The organism is Hymenobacter sp. GOD-10R (assembly GCF_035609205.1).
In the GTDB taxonomy this organism is placed as follows: domain Bacteria; phylum Bacteroidota; class Bacteroidia; order Cytophagales; family Hymenobacteraceae; genus Hymenobacter.
In genome coordinates, this window is record NZ_CP141184.1 from 5,697,194 (window position 1) to 5,714,791 (window position 17,598).

The 17,598-nt window shown below is 54.0% G+C and carries 14 protein-coding genes; 8 read left to right on the forward strand and 6 right to left on the reverse strand.

Annotated elements, in window-relative coordinates; genetic code table 11:
- Nucleotides 1-121: 121 nt before the first annotated feature.
- Complete coding sequence (locus SD425_RS22730) at nt 122-916, forward strand: SDR family oxidoreductase (protein ID WP_324672582.1); 795 nt, start codon at nt 122-124, stop codon at nt 914-916.
- 85 nt (nt 917-1,001) lie between these two features.
- Here SD425_RS22730 and SD425_RS22735 read toward each other — a convergent pair whose 3' ends face one another.
- On the reverse strand, nt 1,002-1,367 hold the full coding sequence (locus SD425_RS22735; protein ID WP_324672584.1) for a hypothetical protein: 366 nt from the start codon (nt 1,365-1,367) through the stop codon (nt 1,002-1,004).
- Nucleotides 1,368-1,681: 314 nt separating this feature from the next.
- Here SD425_RS22735 and SD425_RS22740 point away from each other — a divergent pair, with 314 nt between their 5' ends.
- Complete coding sequence (locus SD425_RS22740) at nt 1,682-2,287, forward strand: C40 family peptidase (RefSeq protein WP_324672586.1); 606 nt, start codon at nt 1,682-1,684, stop codon at nt 2,285-2,287.
- Nucleotides 2,288-2,503: 216 nt separating this feature from the next.
- A complete protein-coding gene (locus SD425_RS30055) occupies nt 2,504-3,304 on the forward strand; it encodes a YkvA family protein (protein WP_416381013.1) in 801 nt (266 codons plus the stop codon).
- Nucleotides 3,305-3,405: 101 nt separating this feature from the next.
- On the opposite strand, the gene SD425_RS22750 is transcribed toward SD425_RS30055, so the two are convergent.
- From SD425_RS22750 to SD425_RS22770, 5 genes are all read right to left on the reverse strand, one after another.
- Entirely contained in the window at nt 3,406-3,678 is a 273-nt protein-coding gene (locus SD425_RS22750) for an acyl carrier protein (RefSeq protein WP_324672588.1), read from the reverse strand.
- A gap of 180 nt (nt 3,679-3,858) precedes the next feature.
- Complete coding sequence (locus tag SD425_RS22755) at nt 3,859-7,299, reverse strand: efflux RND transporter permease subunit (RefSeq protein WP_324672590.1); 3,441 nt, start codon at nt 7,297-7,299, stop codon at nt 3,859-3,861.
- A 36-nt stretch (nt 7,300-7,335) separates the two neighbouring features.
- Nucleotides 7,336-8,457 carry an efflux RND transporter periplasmic adaptor subunit gene (locus SD425_RS22760; protein ID WP_324672592.1) on the reverse strand — a complete coding sequence of 374 codons (1,122 nt, stop codon included), beginning with the start codon at nt 8,455-8,457 and terminating at the stop codon, nt 7,336-7,338.
- A gap of 45 nt (nt 8,458-8,502) precedes the next feature.
- The gene (locus tag SD425_RS22765; protein ID WP_324672594.1) at nt 8,503-9,987 is read right to left on the reverse strand and encodes a TolC family protein; all 1,485 of its coding nucleotides are present in this window, start codon (nt 9,985-9,987) and stop codon (nt 8,503-8,505) included.
- Nucleotides 9,988-10,075: 88 nt separating this feature from the next.
- A complete protein-coding gene (locus SD425_RS22770) occupies nt 10,076-10,690 on the reverse strand; it encodes a TetR/AcrR family transcriptional regulator (protein ID WP_324672596.1) in 615 nt (204 codons plus the stop codon).
- Between the two features lie 283 nt (nt 10,691-10,973).
- On the opposite strand from SD425_RS22770, the gene ispF reads away from it, so the two are divergent.
- From ispF to SD425_RS22795, 5 genes are all read left to right on the forward strand, one after another.
- Nucleotides 10,974-11,453 (forward strand): 2-C-methyl-D-erythritol 2,4-cyclodiphosphate synthase, encoded by a 480-nt coding sequence (ispF, locus tag SD425_RS22775; protein WP_324672599.1) that lies wholly within the window; start codon nt 10,974-10,976, stop codon nt 11,451-11,453.
- 59 nt (nt 11,454-11,512) lie between these two features.
- Nucleotides 11,513-13,177 (forward strand): M28 family peptidase, encoded by a 1,665-nt coding sequence (locus SD425_RS22780; RefSeq protein ID WP_324672602.1) that lies wholly within the window; start codon nt 11,513-11,515, stop codon nt 13,175-13,177.
- Between the two features lie 117 nt (nt 13,178-13,294).
- Nucleotides 13,295-14,956: a M28 family peptidase gene (locus SD425_RS22785; RefSeq protein ID WP_324672605.1), complete on the forward strand. Its 1,662-nt coding sequence runs from the start codon at nt 13,295-13,297 to the stop codon at nt 14,954-14,956.
- A gap of 106 nt (nt 14,957-15,062) precedes the next feature.
- Nucleotides 15,063-16,433, forward strand: a complete 1,371-nt coding sequence (locus SD425_RS22790) for a LutB/LldF family L-lactate oxidation iron-sulfur protein (protein WP_324672608.1) — start codon at nt 15,063-15,065, stop codon at nt 16,431-16,433.
- 83 nt (nt 16,434-16,516) lie between these two features.
- Nucleotides 16,517-17,575, forward strand: a complete 1,059-nt coding sequence (locus SD425_RS22795; RefSeq protein WP_324672610.1) for a hypothetical protein — start codon at nt 16,517-16,519, stop codon at nt 17,573-17,575.
- Nucleotides 17,576-17,598: the final 23 nt, after the last annotated feature.

Genomic DNA, 17,598 nt, shown 5'->3' on the forward strand with positions numbered 1-17,598 from the left:
AATGGGGTTGCAATTAGATTTGGGTTTTTCTTCTTCGTCGGCAACCTTCCGTTCAGCTGGTCAGTACGATAAGGCAGTTTGTTGCCCCTCCACCACCCTATCCCCTAACGAAACTATCCTCATGGCACGCGATTCAAATCTTTCTGTTGCGCTCGTAACCGGCGCTGCTAGCGGCATTGGCCAAGAGCTAGCCCACTTGCTAGCCAAAGATCAATACCAGCTCATTTTAGTTGACCAAAACCCCGGTGGCCTGCAAGGCTTTGCCGACCACTTACAGAGCGTACACCACATCACGCCAACGCTCATCACCCAAGATCTTGGTGAGCCTGGCGCGGCCCAAAAGGTATACGATGAGGTGCAGAGCAAAGGGCTGCAAGTAGACATTCTGGTCAATGACGCCGGTTTTGGTGTGGCAGGCCCGTTCTTGGATGCTGATCTTAACCGCAACGTGGCGTTGATCAACACCAATATCACGGCTCTAATGGAGCTCACCTACCTTTTCGGGCGCGACATGAAGCAGCGCGGCAAGGGCCGCATCTTGCAGCTAGCTTCCTTGGCTTCTTTCCAACCTAACGCCAACCTAGCCGTGTATGGAGCCTCGAAGGCGTTCGTTTTATCTTTCACCGAAGCTATCATTGCGGAACTGAAAGATTCGGGTGTAACGGTAACGGCGCTTTGCCCCGGTGCTACCGAAACCGAGTTCTTCGAAACGGCCGGCGCTCAGGACACCAAAGAGGGCCAGAGCAAGAAGGCTGACCCAAAAGACGTAGCAAAAGACGGCTACGAAGCCCTCATGAACGGCGAGCCCCGTGTGATTTCCGGCGTCAGCAACAAATTGCTGGCTACGCTGACCAATATTATCCCAGATAGCTGGTTAGCTGCTGGCAGCAAGAAAAACTTCGAGCCTGCCAACTAACCGCTTAGGTTAGCCCAAACGATAAACGCCCGTCCCTCAGCTGAGGGACGGGCGTTTATCGTTTGGGCTAACCTATCACTACGGCCTAGCTAGGTTCGCCAGCCCCACGGTGCATAGTAGCGGGGTCAGGCAGCACACCGTTGTGCACGTACAGTTGAGCATCGCGCTGACCAGCTACGCGGGCCTCCGCCTCATACTTATTGTTATAATACCCGACTCGCGCCGACTCAACCAGATACTTCCAGAGGAAAGGCAAATACCCATGCTCCTGGAATTGCCGGATGTGACACATCTCGTGTGCTACCCAGTACGGGTCGCGCAAAAACTCTTCGCGCGTGGCACCGCTCAGGTGAATAGCGTTGCCGAGTACCATTGCTACGCTTGAGGAGCCAAGCACCCGGCGAGCGATACGCGCAAAGGGAGAGTTGGGGATAATACGAGGAGGCTTCATAGAGGCAAAAAACAGCAGGCGCCATATACGCCAAGCAACGAGTTCAGGTTTTCTTTTTAGCAGGGATATTCTCGAAAAAAGTGTTCCTAAATCAAGAAAGTTGTTCATTTTGACACCCCAAATTTGGATACCACAGAAATTATGGTTTAGCTTTAGACACCGGCGGAAGAAATATCCGTTGGTTTTGCCGCCTCGCGCGACTCATTTACGGCTTGTTTTCTACTGCTTTTAGCAACCGAATTATCGAGTAAAAAGACGTACGCTCTGGCTTACCAGCCACCCAGGAATCCGATTTTGCCACCTTACGACGGACAATGAAAAACACCATCCTATATTGCCTCGCCGCTGCTTCCACTACGCTTTCCTTTTTCTTCGAGCGCACACCTGACGCTACCAACACTTCCTCGGCTTCTATTATAGCAGAAGCCTCTCTCCTGCCAAGCTTCGCGGACGACGGCACGCCCAGTGACGCCACAACGGCCTCCCGCGACTCGCTAGCTTACCACTACTACTCCCAGACGCTTGGCGTAGACCTAGCTTTCAACGAAAATAAAGACCTGCTACGCACCGTCACCGACTGGATCGGGACGCCTTACCGCTACGGCAGCAACTCCAAAAAAGGCACCGACTGCTCCGGCTTCGTAACGCGCGTGTTTGAGGAGGTATACGGTGTTACGCTTAAGCGCAGCTCCCGCTCCATGTTCGAGAATGTGAAGCGCGTTAACAAAGAGCAGATGGAAGCCGGCGACTTAGTATTCTTCCGTCGCGGTCCGGGTCAACCCATTTACCATGTGGGCATCTACATTAAGGATGGCAAGTTTGCCCACTCTGCTACCAACGGTGGCGTCATGATCAGCTCCCTCAACCAGCCGTATTACCACCGCAATTTCTACGCGGCGGGTCGTGTTGAAAACGAGTAATCCGCCCCACACTCCTCTCAAGCCCCGTTCCAACCGAGCGGGGCTTTTTTGTGACTTTTAGCCTAGCTTGCAAACTCGGTGCGGAGAAAACTATTTTGCCCTGAAATAGTATAGCAGGCAAGCTATGGTTGCGTTTTCGCTCCTAGCTAAGTAGCTAGCTTTTTCCTTTTAGCTTGCTGCTTGTCCTCTCTCAACCACCACTCTCTCCTCTTTTGTATGGATACGCAAAACCCTAAAGGCGACCAGATTGCCTCTTCGCCACTGTTCAAGAAGTTTCTGGGCAAAGCTGAAGAATACCTCAAGAAGCCTACCCGCATCAAGCAACTCCTGAGTGATGCGTACGAGAAGGCCAGTGAGAAAAAAGATATTGGCTCCATCGCCCAAGAGGCTTGGGAAACGATGCAAACCCTCTTCCGCCTGATCAAGCTGTCGGCTTCGGGTGAGTACACAGGTTTGCCGACGTCGACGGTCGTAGCGGCAGTCGCCGTTACCATCTACTTCTTGTTTCCCATTGACCTTATTCCAGATTTCATCCCGGTACTCGGTTTGCTCGACGATGTAGCGCTAGTAGCGTGGTTTAGCACGTCTATCAAAGAAGAGCTCGACAAATTCACGGAGTGGGAAAAAACCCGCCCTACGGTTGTGGAGCCGAGCGACATGGTACCAAGTGCGGCCGTAGTGCTGAATACCGGCCAAGACGGCAGCACGCACAACTCTGGCCCCCAGCCACAGGATGCCAACCCAACGCCTTTCGGCCACGATTTGCATGGGCAAGTTTCCACTGAATCGTCCAAGCGCCATAGCACCACAGACCTAAAGCCTTCTGAAGCTCCCGTGTCGAACACTGATTCCGGTATTTCGTCGCCCGATAGCAGCAACCCAAACCCTAGCCTTACCGGGCCAGATGATACGGAGCCAGCGGCTAACCCAAAGCCACACGCCGACGACATTTACAACACCGACGGCAGCCGCACGCCCAACGATGGCTCCAACGACGCGGGCGGCAACGTACGTTAGGGGAGTACGCAAAATCACCCACAAAAAAGCAGCCCGGAGCCATATAATGGCTCCGGGCTGCTTTTTTGCTGCCTAGTTGAGGAAGGGCGAATAGTAAGAAGTTACGCGACCTGTGCCTGCTCAGGGGTATGCGAGGCCACGTAGGTCACGAAATCACCGACTGTTGCGAGCGGCACCTCATCCGGAATAGTGATGTGGAAGTTACGCTCGAGTTCGAGGATGATATCTACCACATCAACGGTATCAAAGCCTAGCTCGTGGCTTAAGTTGCTACCGATACGCAGGCGACGAGGCTTGATAGCCTTGCGCTTGCTAATGATTCGCAGTACTTGCTGCTCAATTGATTTGGGAACGGAGGTCGTTGAGGTGATCATAGGGGAACGACAGAGAAAAGGGAAAGCAACTATTTAAGCTAGCCGCCCGCTGTCATATGCTAGGTCTGTTGATCGAGTTGACGTTTTTACAGGCAGCAACTAACGCAACATTTTCGGCAACAGACTTCGCTAATAGACAACGGGCAACTAGTAACAGACAAGTAGGGACTGGCAACCGACTTACGCTTCGGCCAGCACAGGAGGGCGGGTTGCGTGAATCTCTTCCGCGTCGGCGGGCGGCGTCTGCGGAGCGTCTGGATTAACGCCGGTGATCTTAGAACGAAGAGTCTCGTTCAATAAGTACATAACAGGGACTACCAACAGGGTAATCATGGTTGCAAACACCAACCCGAAAATAATCGTCCAGGCGAGCGGACCCCAGAATGTTACGGACTCACCCCCAATGAAGAAGTGCGGGTGGAAGGAGTTGAACAGCTCGTAGAAGTCGATGTTCAAGCCAATAGCCAGCGGAATCAGACCCAAGGTAGCGGCCGTAGCCGTCAGGATTACCGGGTTCAGACGCGTACGACCAGCCAGTATAATGGCTTCACGAAGCGGCATCCCCTGCGAGCGGAGCATGTCGGTGAATTCCACGAGCAGAATACCGTTTTTCACCACAATACCTGCCAGCGCAATAATACCCACGCCCGTCATCACGATACTGATGTTCATGCCTGTGATGGCCAGACCTAGCATTACCCCGATTACCGAGAAGATAATTTCGGATAGGATAATGAGCGGCTTACTCACCGAGTTGAACTGCGTTACCAGGATGAGGAAGATGAGGGCCAAAGCACCTAGGGCTGCTACCCCGAGGAAGCTACTAGTTTCCTGCTGGTCTTCCTGCGCACCACCCATCCGAACGTTGTAGCCGGCCGGGGTCCGGAAGGACTTTAGTGCCTGCTCGATGTTGCGCACCACGTCGGGGCCGGTGTAGCCACTCAACACGTTCGACGAGATGGTAATAACACGCTTGTTGTCCTTGCGCTTAATACCGCCGTAGGTCGTGCCGTAGTTCACACTAGCAATCGACGAGATTGGCACCTGCCGCACTTGGCCCGTGGCGTCACGGAACGTAAGGGGCGAGTTGACGATGGCATCAATGTCTTCGCGGTACGGCTTAGCGTAGCGCACCTGGATTGGATACTCATCATCAGGCGTTTTGAACTTGCTAGCCTCGAAACCATAGATGGCCGTGCGTACCTCCGAACCAATCTGCGCCGTGCTGATGCCTTCGCGGTTGGCCCGCACCCGGTCAATATTCACGGCAATTTCTGGGTTGCGGTCTTCTAGATTAGAGCGCAGTTGCTCAATACCGCCAATGTTTAGCGAATCGACGTAGCGCGTGACCTTCTTCGACAGCTTCGCCAAAGTTGGGTAGTCGTCGCCAGCTACTTCGATGGCAATTTCCTTACCCGTAGGCGGGCCGCTCGCTTCCTGGTCAACCGAAATTTCGGCGCCCGGAACGCCTTTCACGGCCTCACGAATTTGGTCCATGTAATCGCGGGTGGGCTTACCAGTCCGCTCGCCGCTTTCTTTGAAGGCCACTGCCACCTTGGCTAGGTTCGACTGCGACGTACCTGATGCGGTAGCTTCGCCGGGGTCACCAGCACCGATAGCAACGTTGGTAATGACAGATTCCACGTCGTGATTATGGGCCCCGATGACGCCATAGATACGACGCTCAAGCACCCTAGCTACCGAGTCCGTTACCTCTACCCGCGTGCCCACTGGCATTTTGAGGTACGTATAGATAAACTTGGGGTCGCCTTTCGGGAAGAAGTCAACCTTCGGCTTACGTACGCCCACCGCAAAAATCGACAGGAAGAACAACACGATCAGGCTGACCATGATACCTGCCTGGCGCCAAATAGAGCCGCCCACGGCAATCCGCACCAAGCTAGCATAGCCATTCTGGAAACGGGGTAGCACTTTGGTCTGGAAGCCAGCAATCCAGTGCACGAACACGAACTTATCGAGTACGCAAAACAGGATGACGAACACGAACAGGTTGCCCACGAAAGGCGAACCAGACACGTAACCAATCACGGCAATGAGCAGCAGCACACCCATAGCAATCAAGAAGTTCTTGGTCAGCTTGGGCTTCTCGCCGCTGTGGTGGTCTTCGCGCTCCATGAACGACACGGCAAACACCGGGTTCATGATGAAGGCCACAATAAGCGACGACATCAGGGTGAGAATCAGCGTAACAGGCAGGTAGAACATGAAGCTACCCACAATGCCCGGCCAGAACATGAGCGGCACGAAAGGCGCCACCGTCGTGAGCGTACCAGCTAGCACCGGAATGAATACCTCGCCTGCTGCGTATTTAGCGGCTTGCGCCGTCGTCAGGTTGGGGTGCTCGTGCAGCAAGCGGTGCGTGTTTTCGATTACCACAATGGCATCGTCCACTACAATACCGAGCGCTAACAAGAAGGCGAACAGCACAATCATGTTCAGCGAGAAGTCCAGCGTGGGCAGCATCACGAAGGCCAAGAACATAGAAATCGGCACGGATAGACCTACGAACAAGGCGTTGGTGGTACCCATGAAGAACATCAGGATCAGCGTCACCAGGATGAAGCCGATGATGATGGTGTTGATCAGGTCATTCAGTGTTACGCGTGTGTCGTTCGAGGTATCACCCGTTACAGTGATGGTCAACTCCTTAGGAAGCGCCTGCTTCGACTCCTTAATGATCTGCTGAATCTTGTCGGAAGCATCAATCAGGTTTTCCCCCTGGCGCTTAATTACGTTCAGGGTAATAGCCTGCTTGCCGTCGAGGCGGGCGTATGACTCCCGGTCCTTGAAGGCATCTTGCACGGTGGCAATGTCGCCGAGGCGCACTGCCGCACCGTTCAGGTTTTTCACCTGGATGTTGGCGATGTCGGCTGCGTTGGCATATTGACCAGCCACGCGCACAGCACGCTTCTGGTCGCCCACGTCGATGGAACCGCCCGAGATAGTAATGTTCTCGCGGGCAATAGCCCCTTCAATGTCGGTGAAACCTAGGCGTGACGCCCGCAGCTTGTTCAAATCGACATCGACGTTCACTTGCTGCTCAAGCGCACCGATAATATCGACGCGGGTGATTTCGGGCAGCGCTTCAATCTTGTCCTGGAAGTCGTCGGCGTACTTCTTTAGCTGATTGAGGGGAAGGTTACCGGCCAAGTTGATGTTCATGATCGGCACCTCCGACAGGTTCACTTCCTGCACAGTAGGAGGCGTAGGCAAATCGTTCGGTAGTTCCGAGCTAGCTTTATCCACGGCATCCTTGATGAGCTGCTTGGCATACTGCACATCTACCCCAGAGTTAAACTCTACGTCGACAATACAGTAGTCCTGGTTGGAGGTGGAGTTAATCTTCTTCACCCCGTTTACCGACTTGATTTCCTTCTCCAGCTGGCGCGTCACGAGGTTCTCGATGTCGGCTGGCGAAGTGCCGGGGTAAATCGTGGCCACGATGATGCGCGGAATTACGATGTCAGGGAATTTCTCTTTGCCTAGCTTGATGTAGGCAAAGATCCCCGCCACGCATAGGAGAAGCGTGATAATGTATACGCTAGTTTTGTTATCAATCGACCAACTGGTCGGCTTGAATTCTTTCTCAATGTCCTGCATAGTCGATTTAGTTGTCGTTCAACGACTAGCCTCAACCTATAAGGTCACGACTTGCCCTTCGTTCACGTTCTGATAGCCCGCTGAGATTACTTGGTCGTTAGCGGCTAGACCTTTCGTTACTTCCACTTTCCCGTTGTAAGTGGCACCAGTCTGAATAACGCGCTTGGCAGCAATTTTCTGATTACCTTTCTGCTCTACCACATACACGTAGCTGTTTTCCTCATCCTTCTGCACAAGGTCAACGGGTACTACGGTGGCGTTGGCGCGGTTGTAGTTTTGGATGCGGACTGAGGCTACCATGTTGGGGCGAAGCTGAGCACCCTCTTTCCCATTAAGACGCAGCTCCACGGTGAAGGTGCGGCTCGTTGGATTGATGATGCGGCTCACGGTACGTACCGTCGAAGTCAGGTTCTCAGCACCTAGGTCAGGGATGCTGACCAACGCTTTGTCACCGGCCTTGATGCTGTTAGCATACGCCTCCGAGATGTCGGCCACAATCTTGCCTGACGATCCACTCAGCAGCCGCACGACGGGCACACCCGGCGAAGCTAGCTCCCCAACTTTAGCTGGCACATCATCGACGGTACCCGAGAAAGGCGCCCGCACGTTGTAGAGGTCGCGCTGCTGCTGCTGGGTAGCGAGGTTGCGCTGCAACGCCTGGTAGTTGTTTTTAGCTTGTAGATACTGCACCTCCGTGCCGATCTGCTGCTTCCAGAGGCGGTCTTGCTTCTCGAACAACACGCGCGCCAAGTCGAGGCGGGTGCGTAGCTCGGCAATACCAGATTCGAGCACAGCCGCGTCGAGGGTAGCTAGCACTTGGCCCTTACCGACACGGTCGCCGCGCTGCACGCGGATATTGGTGATGGTCCCGGAGGCCCGCGCCGACACGTTTGCATTCTGATCGAAGTCAGCACGGCCCTGTACCTCCAGGTAGCTCCGGAAATCCTCCGGCTGCACTTTGATGATGCCTACTGGTACCGCAATAGCAGCCGCGTTGCTCTTGTCGGGGCCTACCTTAGCTTCTAGCTCCGCAATCTTGGCCTGGTTGTTTGCTTGTTCTTTTTTCAGCGCAGCCAGTTCCGCAGCAGGATCTTTTTGGCCACCGCAAGCGGCCAGCATTGCCAGCGCCAGCAGCGCGGCAGAAGTAGTATGTTTCATTGGGGAAAAGCGGTTCGAATAAGTCATATAGAGTGCGCGGGCTGCTTACTTTTTGTACAAGGTACCGGCTGCTTTGTCATAGTCTACTTTAGCCACCAGCGCATCGTAGAGCGCGGAGTAGTAGTTCGTCTGTGCTTGGCGCAAGTCCGTTTCGGCCGTCACTAGCTCCACATTGGAGCCCACCCCTTCTTGAAACTTCACTTTCGCCACGCGGGCCACTTCGGTAGCTAGGTCTAGGTTAGCTTTCTGGTTAACTAGCACATCCAGGTCGTTCTGCAACGTCGTCTGGCTTTGGGTCCGCTGCAAGTCGATGCTCTGCTGAAGAGTTGTAAAGCCTTTATTCAGCTGTTCCAGCGTTAGCTTAGCACTCTGTACCAGGTACTTCTTGCGAAAACCATCAAACACCGGGATTTGCAACTGTAAGCCTATGTTGCCGAAACCAAACCAACTCTGATTAGGGAAGTTGGTAACAGGGTCCAGAGAGTTAGGACCGCGGAATTCCAATAGGCCGGGCAACGACTTCGCGGAGCCGATGAAACCATAAGCGCCCACCAGATTTAGTGAAGGCAGATAGCCTGCACGTTGGTTGCGCACGTCGAGGGCAGCTAGGTCGCGCTGGGTTTCCAGCACCGAGTACTCAACACGGTTACTGTAGTTAAAGTCTTTCTCCACTTGGCTTACCTGCTGTTTGAGTCGCTCAGCGTCTAATACAGCTGTGCTTAGCGAGTCAGTCAGCTGCACCGGCTGACGCTGGTCGAGGCCCATCTGGAACTTCAGTAAGGCTACACTCAGATTAATCAGGCGTTCAGCGTTCTGCTGCTCAATGCGCAGGTTATTACGCTGCACTTGTAAGCGCTGTACATCCAGCTTCTCAACAAATCCTTCTTTAAAGGTGCGCTCCGTTTGATAAAGAAGCGTATCGAGGCGCTGCACGTTGCGAGACAGCAGTTTCAATCGCTCACTGGCTACCAGAGTGCTGTAGTAAGCTTTCGAAACCTGCTCCACCACATCCACCTCACTCTGTACCGTCTGCTTGGTTGCCAATTGCTGGTACACTTTTGCTGCCTTTAGGCCCAATAGATAAGAACCATTAAACAACTGTTGCGAGAAGGAAGCCGAGGTGTTGCCAGCGTATTGCAAGCCGAACGCCAGTGGTTGGGGCGGAGTAGCAACAGCCTCTTTATAAGCAGGTTGCAAGGTAACAGGCTGACCAGACTGCGCAGTAACAATGTCAGTACTGGTAAGGGTAGCACCTTGCAGTTGCGGACCGGCAAACGCCCCGAAATCAACTAGGGATTTTTGTAGTTTGAAGTTATCCGTCAGCGTGGCAGCCACATTCACCTGTGGCAAACCCTGCGACTTAATCTGCCCAATGCGAGCATCAGCTAGCTGTTCGTTGATACGAGTAGCCTGTAGCGTCGACTTATTCTTAAGCGAGTAATCAACAGCCTGTTGCAGCGACAGCGCCAACGGCGTTGAAGTAGCAACCGGCTGGCCAGTGGAAGGCGTCTGGGCAAGCAGCTTTTGCATTCCCAGAAAGCTTAGCGCTGCCAGAAGTAGCAGGAGGCGAAGCGAATTTTTCATACGATAGAAAGGAGAGTGTACGGAATAAGCGAGGTTATTCTTCCTCCGTCACATGACGGTATTGGTTGATAAGCTTGTAGCCTTTAAGGCTGGCGATACCTAGCATAAAATGCTCTAGGATACAGGTTTGCACCCTTTGCTGAGAGAACTGACGAGGTGGATAAACTTCTGCATTCAACAACAACTCAATCAGGGCTAAACGCATGCGGGCTATCACTTCCACGTCTAGCTCGGGGCGGTAAAGCCCTTCAGTAATTCCGCGTTGCAGATTGGCCTTAATCTGCGCTAGAATAAAAGTGTTCTTGTGTTCTAACCACAGCTGCCAAGCTCCTGGGTAATACTTCTGCATGTCGTAGAAAATACCCGGAACGATGTCGGCGAAATGGTTCCGAATCCACTCCAGCATCAGAAAGAACTCATCAATGGCATTAGCAGCCCCATTGAGTAATTGTTGGCCTTCGCACTGGTTATTGCTTAAGTATTGCTCCAGAGTGGCTTGCACAATCTGGTCCTTGTTTTCGAACCACTTGTAAAGCGTCTTTTTCGACACGGCCAAGTGGGTCGCAATGTCATCCATGGAGACGCTTTTCAAGCCTCGTTGCGAGAACAGCGCCCCGGCTGATTGTAGAATCCGATCTTTGATTTCCATAATTCTGGGACAAAGATACATCGGAAACTTTTTTCATTCCCAAAGTTTCCACTAAAATTTTCCGATGATACATCATATGCGCTATCACTTTCACCTTCTAAGACGGTGAGCTGTACCGGATACTTTAAGATTGAGAAAATATTTTTTCAGGATCACAAAGCAGCCTGTCTCATACCATCCTATTGAGTATCAGCCATTTGTTAACACTACCATAATCTGAGCACAGACTAATACCGGGTGTGTTGTACCTTGGCAGCCGTCTTCCTTACCTAGCTTCTGCTTTATGAAAATTCGCACCGGCTTCGGCTACGACGTGCACCAGCTCCGCGAGGGGCTTCCTTTTTGGCTCGGCGGTGTCCAGATTCCGCATACCCACGGCGCCCTCGGCCACTCCGACGCCGATGTTCTCATCCACGTGATTTGTGATGCCCTGCTCGGCGCCGCCAACCTCCGCGACATCGGTTTCCACTTCCCCGACACCGACCCGCAGTACAAAGGCATTGACTCGAAGCGTTTGCTGGCTGAAGTGGTGCGCCTGTTGGAGGAACGCGGCTACGCTATTTCCAATATCGACTCAACCGTTTGCCTAGAAGCGCCCAAGGTAAATCCGCACATTCCGGCTATGCAGGAAACTTTGGCAGCCGTCCTGCGCATTCCCACGGAAGACATTTCCATTAAGGCCACGACTACCGAAAAGCTAGGGTTTGTCGGCCGCCGGGAAGGTGTCGCTGCTTACGCCAGCGTGCTCATTACTAAGTCGTAAGCCGGCGCGCCAACCTAGCACCTATTTCGGTGGTGTGATGCAAGCTTTTGCTTAGGCTTGTGTCTTTGCTTCGCTATTTCATTCCCTCATTCTACTCCATGCACAAGAACACCTTTTACGCGCTGCTGCTAGCGGCGTGCTGTGCTACTTCTGCCGGGGCGCAGCAAGCGCCGGCCAAGGGCAAAACCAAAGTAAAGAGCCGCGGCGACGCTACTACTACCCCGGTGCAACCCACCATGACCCCGGCCCCAGCACCTTCTGCGGCTGACCTAGCTACTGCGTACGCCAACAGCATCACGCAGGAAGATCTGCGCAAGCACCTCTCCATCATCGCCTCCGACGCCTACGAAGGGCGCGAAACAGGTGAAAAGGGTCAGAAGATGGCCGCTGAATACATTGCCAAGCAGTTCCAAGAGCTAGGTCTGGTGGGCCCCGTGCAAGGCTCCGACAACCCCTACGTGCAGCACTTTACCATGGTGCGCTCCACTTGGGGCAACGACGCCACCCTAGCTATCGGCAAGCAGACGTATAAGTGGACCACGGACTTTCTTGGGTACGGCCGCACACCTTTCGCCACCGAAACCACGGTGCAACCTGTGTTTGTAGGCTATGGTCTGGAAGCCGACTACGCTGGCAAGGAGCTGAAGGGCAAAGACGTAATCATGCTGGTTAGTGAGCCGGGCATGAACGAGTATCGTTCGAAAATTGCCACGGCCAGCAGCAAGGGCGTGCGCAGCGTATTCCTGGTCAACTTCACACCGGGCGCTTCGTTTGCGGCGGCTACGGCTCCCATCGCGGCGTACGTGAATCGGCCAACGATTATGTTTAAGGATGCTCCGCAGCAAAGTGGTGGCCGGGCCGCAGCGTTTGTCGTGACGCCCGCAGTGGGCTACAAGATGCTAGGCACGAACGAAGCTGGTGTTACCAAATACCTAGCGGCGGCAAAAGCTGGTAGCCAAGCAGCAGCGCCGTTCAAACCCGTTAGCTTCCAGATCAAAACGCCCCAAAATCAGCAGGAGTTCGTCACCGAAAACGTGATGGGCTTGCTGGAAGGTACCGACAAGAAAGACGAGTACCTAGTATGCTCGGCGCACTACGACCACGTAGGCGTAATCAAAGGCGAGGTGTACAACGGCGCTGATGATGACGGCTCGGGTACGGTATCGGTACTGGAAATGGCGGAGGCGTTTGCCAAAGCCAAAAAGGAAGGCCACAGTCCGCGGCGCAGCATCTTGTTCCTCACCGTAACCGGTGAAGAGAAAGGCCTGCTCGGTTCGGAGTACTACACGGATCATCCGGTGTTGCCGCTCGCGCAGACTATTGCCGACCTGAACACCGACATGGTAGGCCGCACCGACAAAGACCACGAGGGCAAGGGCGCCTACGTGTATGTGATTGGCTCCGACAAGCTTTCCTCAGAACTGCACACCATTGTGCAGGCTGAGAACAAGCAGCACACCAACATCGACCTAGACTTCCGCTTCAACGATCCGCAGGACCCGAACCGCTTCTACTATCGCTCCGACCACTATAACTTCGCTAAGCACAAGATTCCGGTGGCGTTCTTCTTCAACGGTGTGCACGCCGACTATCACGGCGCCGGCGATGAGGTAAGCAAGATCGAGTTTCCGCAGATGGAAAAGCGCGTGCACCTCATTTTCTACACCGCCTGGGACCTAGCTAACCGCGACAACCGCATTGTAGTCGATTCCAATAAGCAATAATGTAAGAACCAGCGCCACGGCACGTTCTATTGCTGAGCAGCGTGCTTTTGTAATTCTTTACAGGCGGCGTAGACGATGAACACGCCGTGACGCGTTCTTACATGTCATTCTTTTTACATGAACAAACATCCTTTTTATGCGCTGCTTTTTGCGGCAGCGTGTAGCATAGCCGTGCCGGCAACGGCGCAAAAAGTAAAAGCGAAGAAAGCAGCCAAGACTGCTGCTTCGACCGCGGCACCAGCAGCTGACACCGATTTATCGGTGACGTATGCCAATACCATCACGCAGGAAGACTTGCGCAAGCATCTATCTATCTTGGCTTCCGATGCCTATGAAGGCCGCGAAACGGGCGAAAAAGGCCAGAAGATGGCTGCCGAGTATATTGCCAAATATTTCCAAGACCTAGGTTTGACCGGCCCGGTACAAGGCTCCGACAACCCTTACGTGCAGCACTTCCAGCTGGAGCGCACGCACTGGGGTGATGTGTCGTTTACGGTGGGCAAGCAGTCGTTTAAGTGGCTAGAAGACTTCTTCATCTTCGGCAAGTCGCCATTTCAGGAGGAAACAACCCTACAGCCGGTCTTTGTGGGCTATGGCATCGAGCAGGAGGGCTACTCCGACTACGCCGGCAAAGACGTGAAGGGCAAAGACGTGGTGATGCTAGGTGGCGAGCCCAAAACCAAAGAAGGCAAGTTTGTGCTCGGCACAGATGGCAAGCCCAGCAAATGGAGCACCGACCGCAGCGCCAAAATGACGACAGCCATGCAGAAAGGTGCCCGCAGCGTGATTACCATCAACCCCGACGCGGCACTGTTCATGGCCAATATCAACCGCATCAAGCCGTACTTGCAACAGTCGCAGATGGGCTTGCCCAAGGCAACCACGGAAGATGCAGCCAAGCCTGCTTCGTACGCAATTTTCTCCGTTTCGCCTGCTTTAGGTGCGTCACTGGTCGGAACCACGCCCGCGGCGCTTCAGCAGTACCAGGCCGACGTGCTGCAAGCTGGCAAGCCTGTAGCGGTGAAGTGGAAAGCTAGCCCCGCGAAGCTGAAAGCTCCTATTATCAAGGAAAACGTCACGACGGAAAACGTGATGGGCTACCTGGAAGGCACCGACAAAAAAGACGAGCTGCTGGTGTGCTCGGCGCACTACGACCACATCGGCATCACGGATGGGAAAGTGAACAACGGCGCCGACGATGATGGCTCGGGCACCGTATCGGTACTGGAGCTAGCGCAGGCATTCGCGCAGGCGAAGAAAGATGGCCACGGTCCGCGCCGCAGCATCCTGTTCATCACCGTAACCGGTGAAGAGAAAGGCCTGCTCGGTTCGGAGTACTACACCGAACACCCGGTGTTCCCGCTGGCGAGCACCATTGCCGACCTGAACATTGATATGATCGGGCGCATCGACTACAACCACAAGAAGGGTGACAACTACGTGGGCCTGGTAGGCTCGGATAAGCTGTCGTCGGAGTTGCATGCTATCAACGAGGCCAACAACACCAAGTACACGAAGCTTGACCTCGACTACCGCTACAACGTGCCCAACGAACCCGAGCGCATCTACTACCGCTCCGACCACTACAACTTCGCCAAAAACGGTATCCCCGTAATCTTCTACACCACTGGTGAGCACGAAGACTACCACAAGGAAACCGACGAAGTCGACAAGATTGAATTTCCGCTGATGGAAACTCGCGCCCGCTTGGTGTTCCACACGGCCTGGGAACTAACAAATCGAGACAACCGAATTGTAGTAGATTCCAACAAACCGTAAGTATCTTTAGTATTCTGATTGCCGTCAGAGGTTCGTGGAGGTCGTCTCTGCGAACCTCTGCGTTTTTTCTCCGCGTGCCTCTGCGGGAACCCACCACCTAGCTGCCATGACCAAAGTCCTGCAATTTCTTACCGACTCCGAGCAAAAAGCCTTTGATCTGGAGCACCGGCGCAAGATTCGCTTCAACATTGGCAAGTACAACGCCGCTGTGCAAACCGGCCTCACCTGGTACCACGACCACGAGCTAGCTCGGGAGCGCGCCTCTCATCTGAAGTCTAAGGCGATTAACAACCTAGAGCAGTACTTGCTTGAGTTTGAGCAGAACTTTACGGCCCGTGGGGGCAAGGTCATTTGGGCGCAGAATGCGGACGAAGCTCTGCGCGAAATCGGCAAGATCATGGCCCGCCGCAAGGCGCGCACCGTGGTAAAAGCCAAGAGCATGACCACCGAGGAAATTCATCTCAATCACTTCCTCGGCCAGAATGGCATCGACTCTATCGAAACCGACCTAGGTGAATACATTGTGCAGCTCAACGGCGAACGGCCCTACCACATCGTAACGCCAGCCATGCACTTGAACAAGCATGACATTGCCAACATCTTTGTCAAGCACCTAGGTATTCCTTACACCGACGATGCTCAAAAGCTGGTGCTTACGGCCCGGCACCTGCTGCGCGACAAGTACACGACGGCTGAGGTAGGCATCACCGGCGGCAACTTCCTTATTGCGGATACTGGTGCCATTGCCGTAACCGAGAATGAGGGCAACGCCCGTTTGTCGGCTACGTTTCCGCGCACCCACATTGCCATTGTTGGCATTGAGAAAGTTATTCCGAAGCTGGAAGACCTAGCTTTGTTCTGGCCCCTGCTGAGCACAAGCGGCACGGGGCAGCAGGTCACCGTTTACAATACCATTTATACCGGGCCGCGCCAGCCCCTAGAAAAGGATGGCCCCGACGAGATGTACGTGGTGCTGCTCGACAATGGCCGCACCAACCTGCTCGCCCAACCCGATAAGCGCGAAGCCTTGCATTGCATTCGGTGCGGCGCTTGCCTGAACGTGTGCCCCGTGTACAAGAACATTGGGGGCCACACGTACGAGGCTACGTACTCCGGCCCAATTGGCTCCGTCATTACCCCGCACCTATCAGGCTTAGCCGAGAACAAACACCTGAGCTATGCGTCGTCGCTGTGCGGCGCCTGTACCAGCGTGTGCCCAGTGAAGATCAACATCCACAATATTCTGCTCAAAAATCGGCAGCAAAGCGTACAGGAAGGCCTCACCGACAAAGAAGAACGCTTGGCCGTGAAGCTTTGGATGCGGGCCATGCTGAACCGGACGCTGCTGAACCTCTTACCAGCGCGCGCCAAAAACTACGTGCTCACCCGCCTGCTAGACTTGTCCTGGAACAAGCGCCGTGGCTCGTTAGCAGTAGCACCCAAGTCATTCAACCGCATGTGGCGGGAGCGCAAATAGCGAGAATCCGTCATAGAAGTTTGGCCTTGCGCTAACTATTCCAAGCTGAGCCTAGTACAACAGCAGCACAGGCTACGCTTTCTATGTTCGGGTCCTATTTGTTGCACATCCTAGCTTTTGTGGGCGGTGCTTTTCTGATTATCAATGCGGTTTTGGCAGCGGTGCGGTCGTTTGTACTGCCCCGCAACGAGTCGGTTTTGATCAACAACTGGACCTTTATGGGGGTCCGCTTCGTGTTCAATCAATTAGCCGCCGGTCGGAAAACCTATGCACAACGCGACCGGATCATGGCCCTCTATGCTCCGCTCGGCCTGATTTCGCTGCCTATTGTATGGTTGGCCATAGTTAGCGTAGGTTATACCTTCATCTTCTGGGCCTTAGGCGAGGAAGACTGGACGCAGTGCTACCGTCTTAGCAGCAGTGCTTTGCTTACCCTAGGGGCCGAAAACGCCGAATCCGTCTGGATCAGCGCCTTTTCCTACTCAGAAGCAGGCTTAGGATTGCTACTCATGACCCTGCTGATTTCGTACTTACCCACGATCTACCAGGCTTTTTCCCGCCGGGAATTGGTTGTATCTCGCCTAGAGCTACGCGCGGGCGTCGATCGGTCAGCCCCAACTCTAATTCGGTGGCTCAACCGTAGCGGCAGTTTGCGAGACGACCAGCAACAGTGGGAGAAGTGGGAAGAGTGGTTTGTTGAGATTGAGGAAACGCACACGTCACTGCCTATCTTATCTTTCTTTCGCTCCCCGCAGCCAGGTCGCTCTTGGGTCACGGCGGCCAGCATCATTCTCGATACGGCCGCGCTGATCATCAGTACCGTAGACCAAGAAGATGACCCGGATCTGCAACTCTGCTTTAAAGCAGGATGCTTATCTGTTAACCGGGTGTCGCGCTTCTTCGATCACCAGGCCCACGCCGAAGCACCCGACATAACGGAGGATAAGGACCCAATCGAGCACCCCGATCGAGAATCGTTTTTGACTGCTTTCAAGCAGCTCGGTGACCTAGGTATCGCCCTGAAGCCCGACCGCGAAAAGGCTTGGAACGAGTACCGCCAACTGCGTAGCCGCTATGTCGAAGCCATTGATTACTTGGCCAAGCTTACCATGTCGCCTGATCTGAACGTTTTGAGCAAGTGAGCAGAAGGGCTTACTCGTAATAT

Bases quoted from the DNA above. Each gene is read 5' to 3' on its own strand.
- SD425_RS22730 (WP_324672582.1), top strand. From the start codon at position 122: ATGGCACGCGATTCAAATCTTTCTGTTGCGCTCGTAACCGGCGCTGCT.
- SD425_RS22735 (WP_324672584.1), bottom strand. From the start codon at position 1,367: ATGAAGCCTCCTCGTATTATCCCCAACTCTCCCTTTGCGCGTATCGCT.
- SD425_RS22740 (WP_324672586.1), top strand. From the start codon at position 1,682: ATGAAAAACACCATCCTATATTGCCTCGCCGCTGCTTCCACTACGCTT.
- SD425_RS30055 (WP_416381013.1), top strand. From the start codon at position 2,504: ATGGATACGCAAAACCCTAAAGGCGACCAGATTGCCTCTTCGCCACTG.
- SD425_RS22750 (WP_324672588.1), bottom strand. From the start codon at position 3,678: ATGATCACCTCAACGACCTCCGTTCCCAAATCAATTGAGCAGCAAGTA.
- SD425_RS22755 (WP_324672590.1), bottom strand. From the start codon at position 7,299: ATGCAGGACATTGAGAAAGAATTCAAGCCGACCAGTTGGTCGATTGAT.
- SD425_RS22760 (WP_324672592.1), bottom strand. From the start codon at position 8,457: ATGAAACATACTACTTCTGCCGCGCTGCTGGCGCTGGCAATGCTGGCC.
- SD425_RS22765 (WP_324672594.1), bottom strand. From the start codon at position 9,987: ATGCAAAAGCTGCTTGCCCAGACGCCTTCCACTGGCCAGCCGGTTGCT.
- SD425_RS22770 (WP_324672596.1), bottom strand. From the start codon at position 10,690: ATGGAAATCAAAGATCGGATTCTACAATCAGCCGGGGCGCTGTTCTCG.
- ispF (WP_324672599.1), top strand. From the start codon at position 10,974: ATGAAAATTCGCACCGGCTTCGGCTACGACGTGCACCAGCTCCGCGAG.
- SD425_RS22785 (WP_324672605.1), top strand. From the start codon at position 13,295: ATGAACAAACATCCTTTTTATGCGCTGCTTTTTGCGGCAGCGTGTAGC.
- SD425_RS22790 (WP_324672608.1), top strand. From the start codon at position 15,063: ATGACCAAAGTCCTGCAATTTCTTACCGACTCCGAGCAAAAAGCCTTT.
- SD425_RS22795 (WP_324672610.1), top strand. From the start codon at position 16,517: ATGTTCGGGTCCTATTTGTTGCACATCCTAGCTTTTGTGGGCGGTGCT.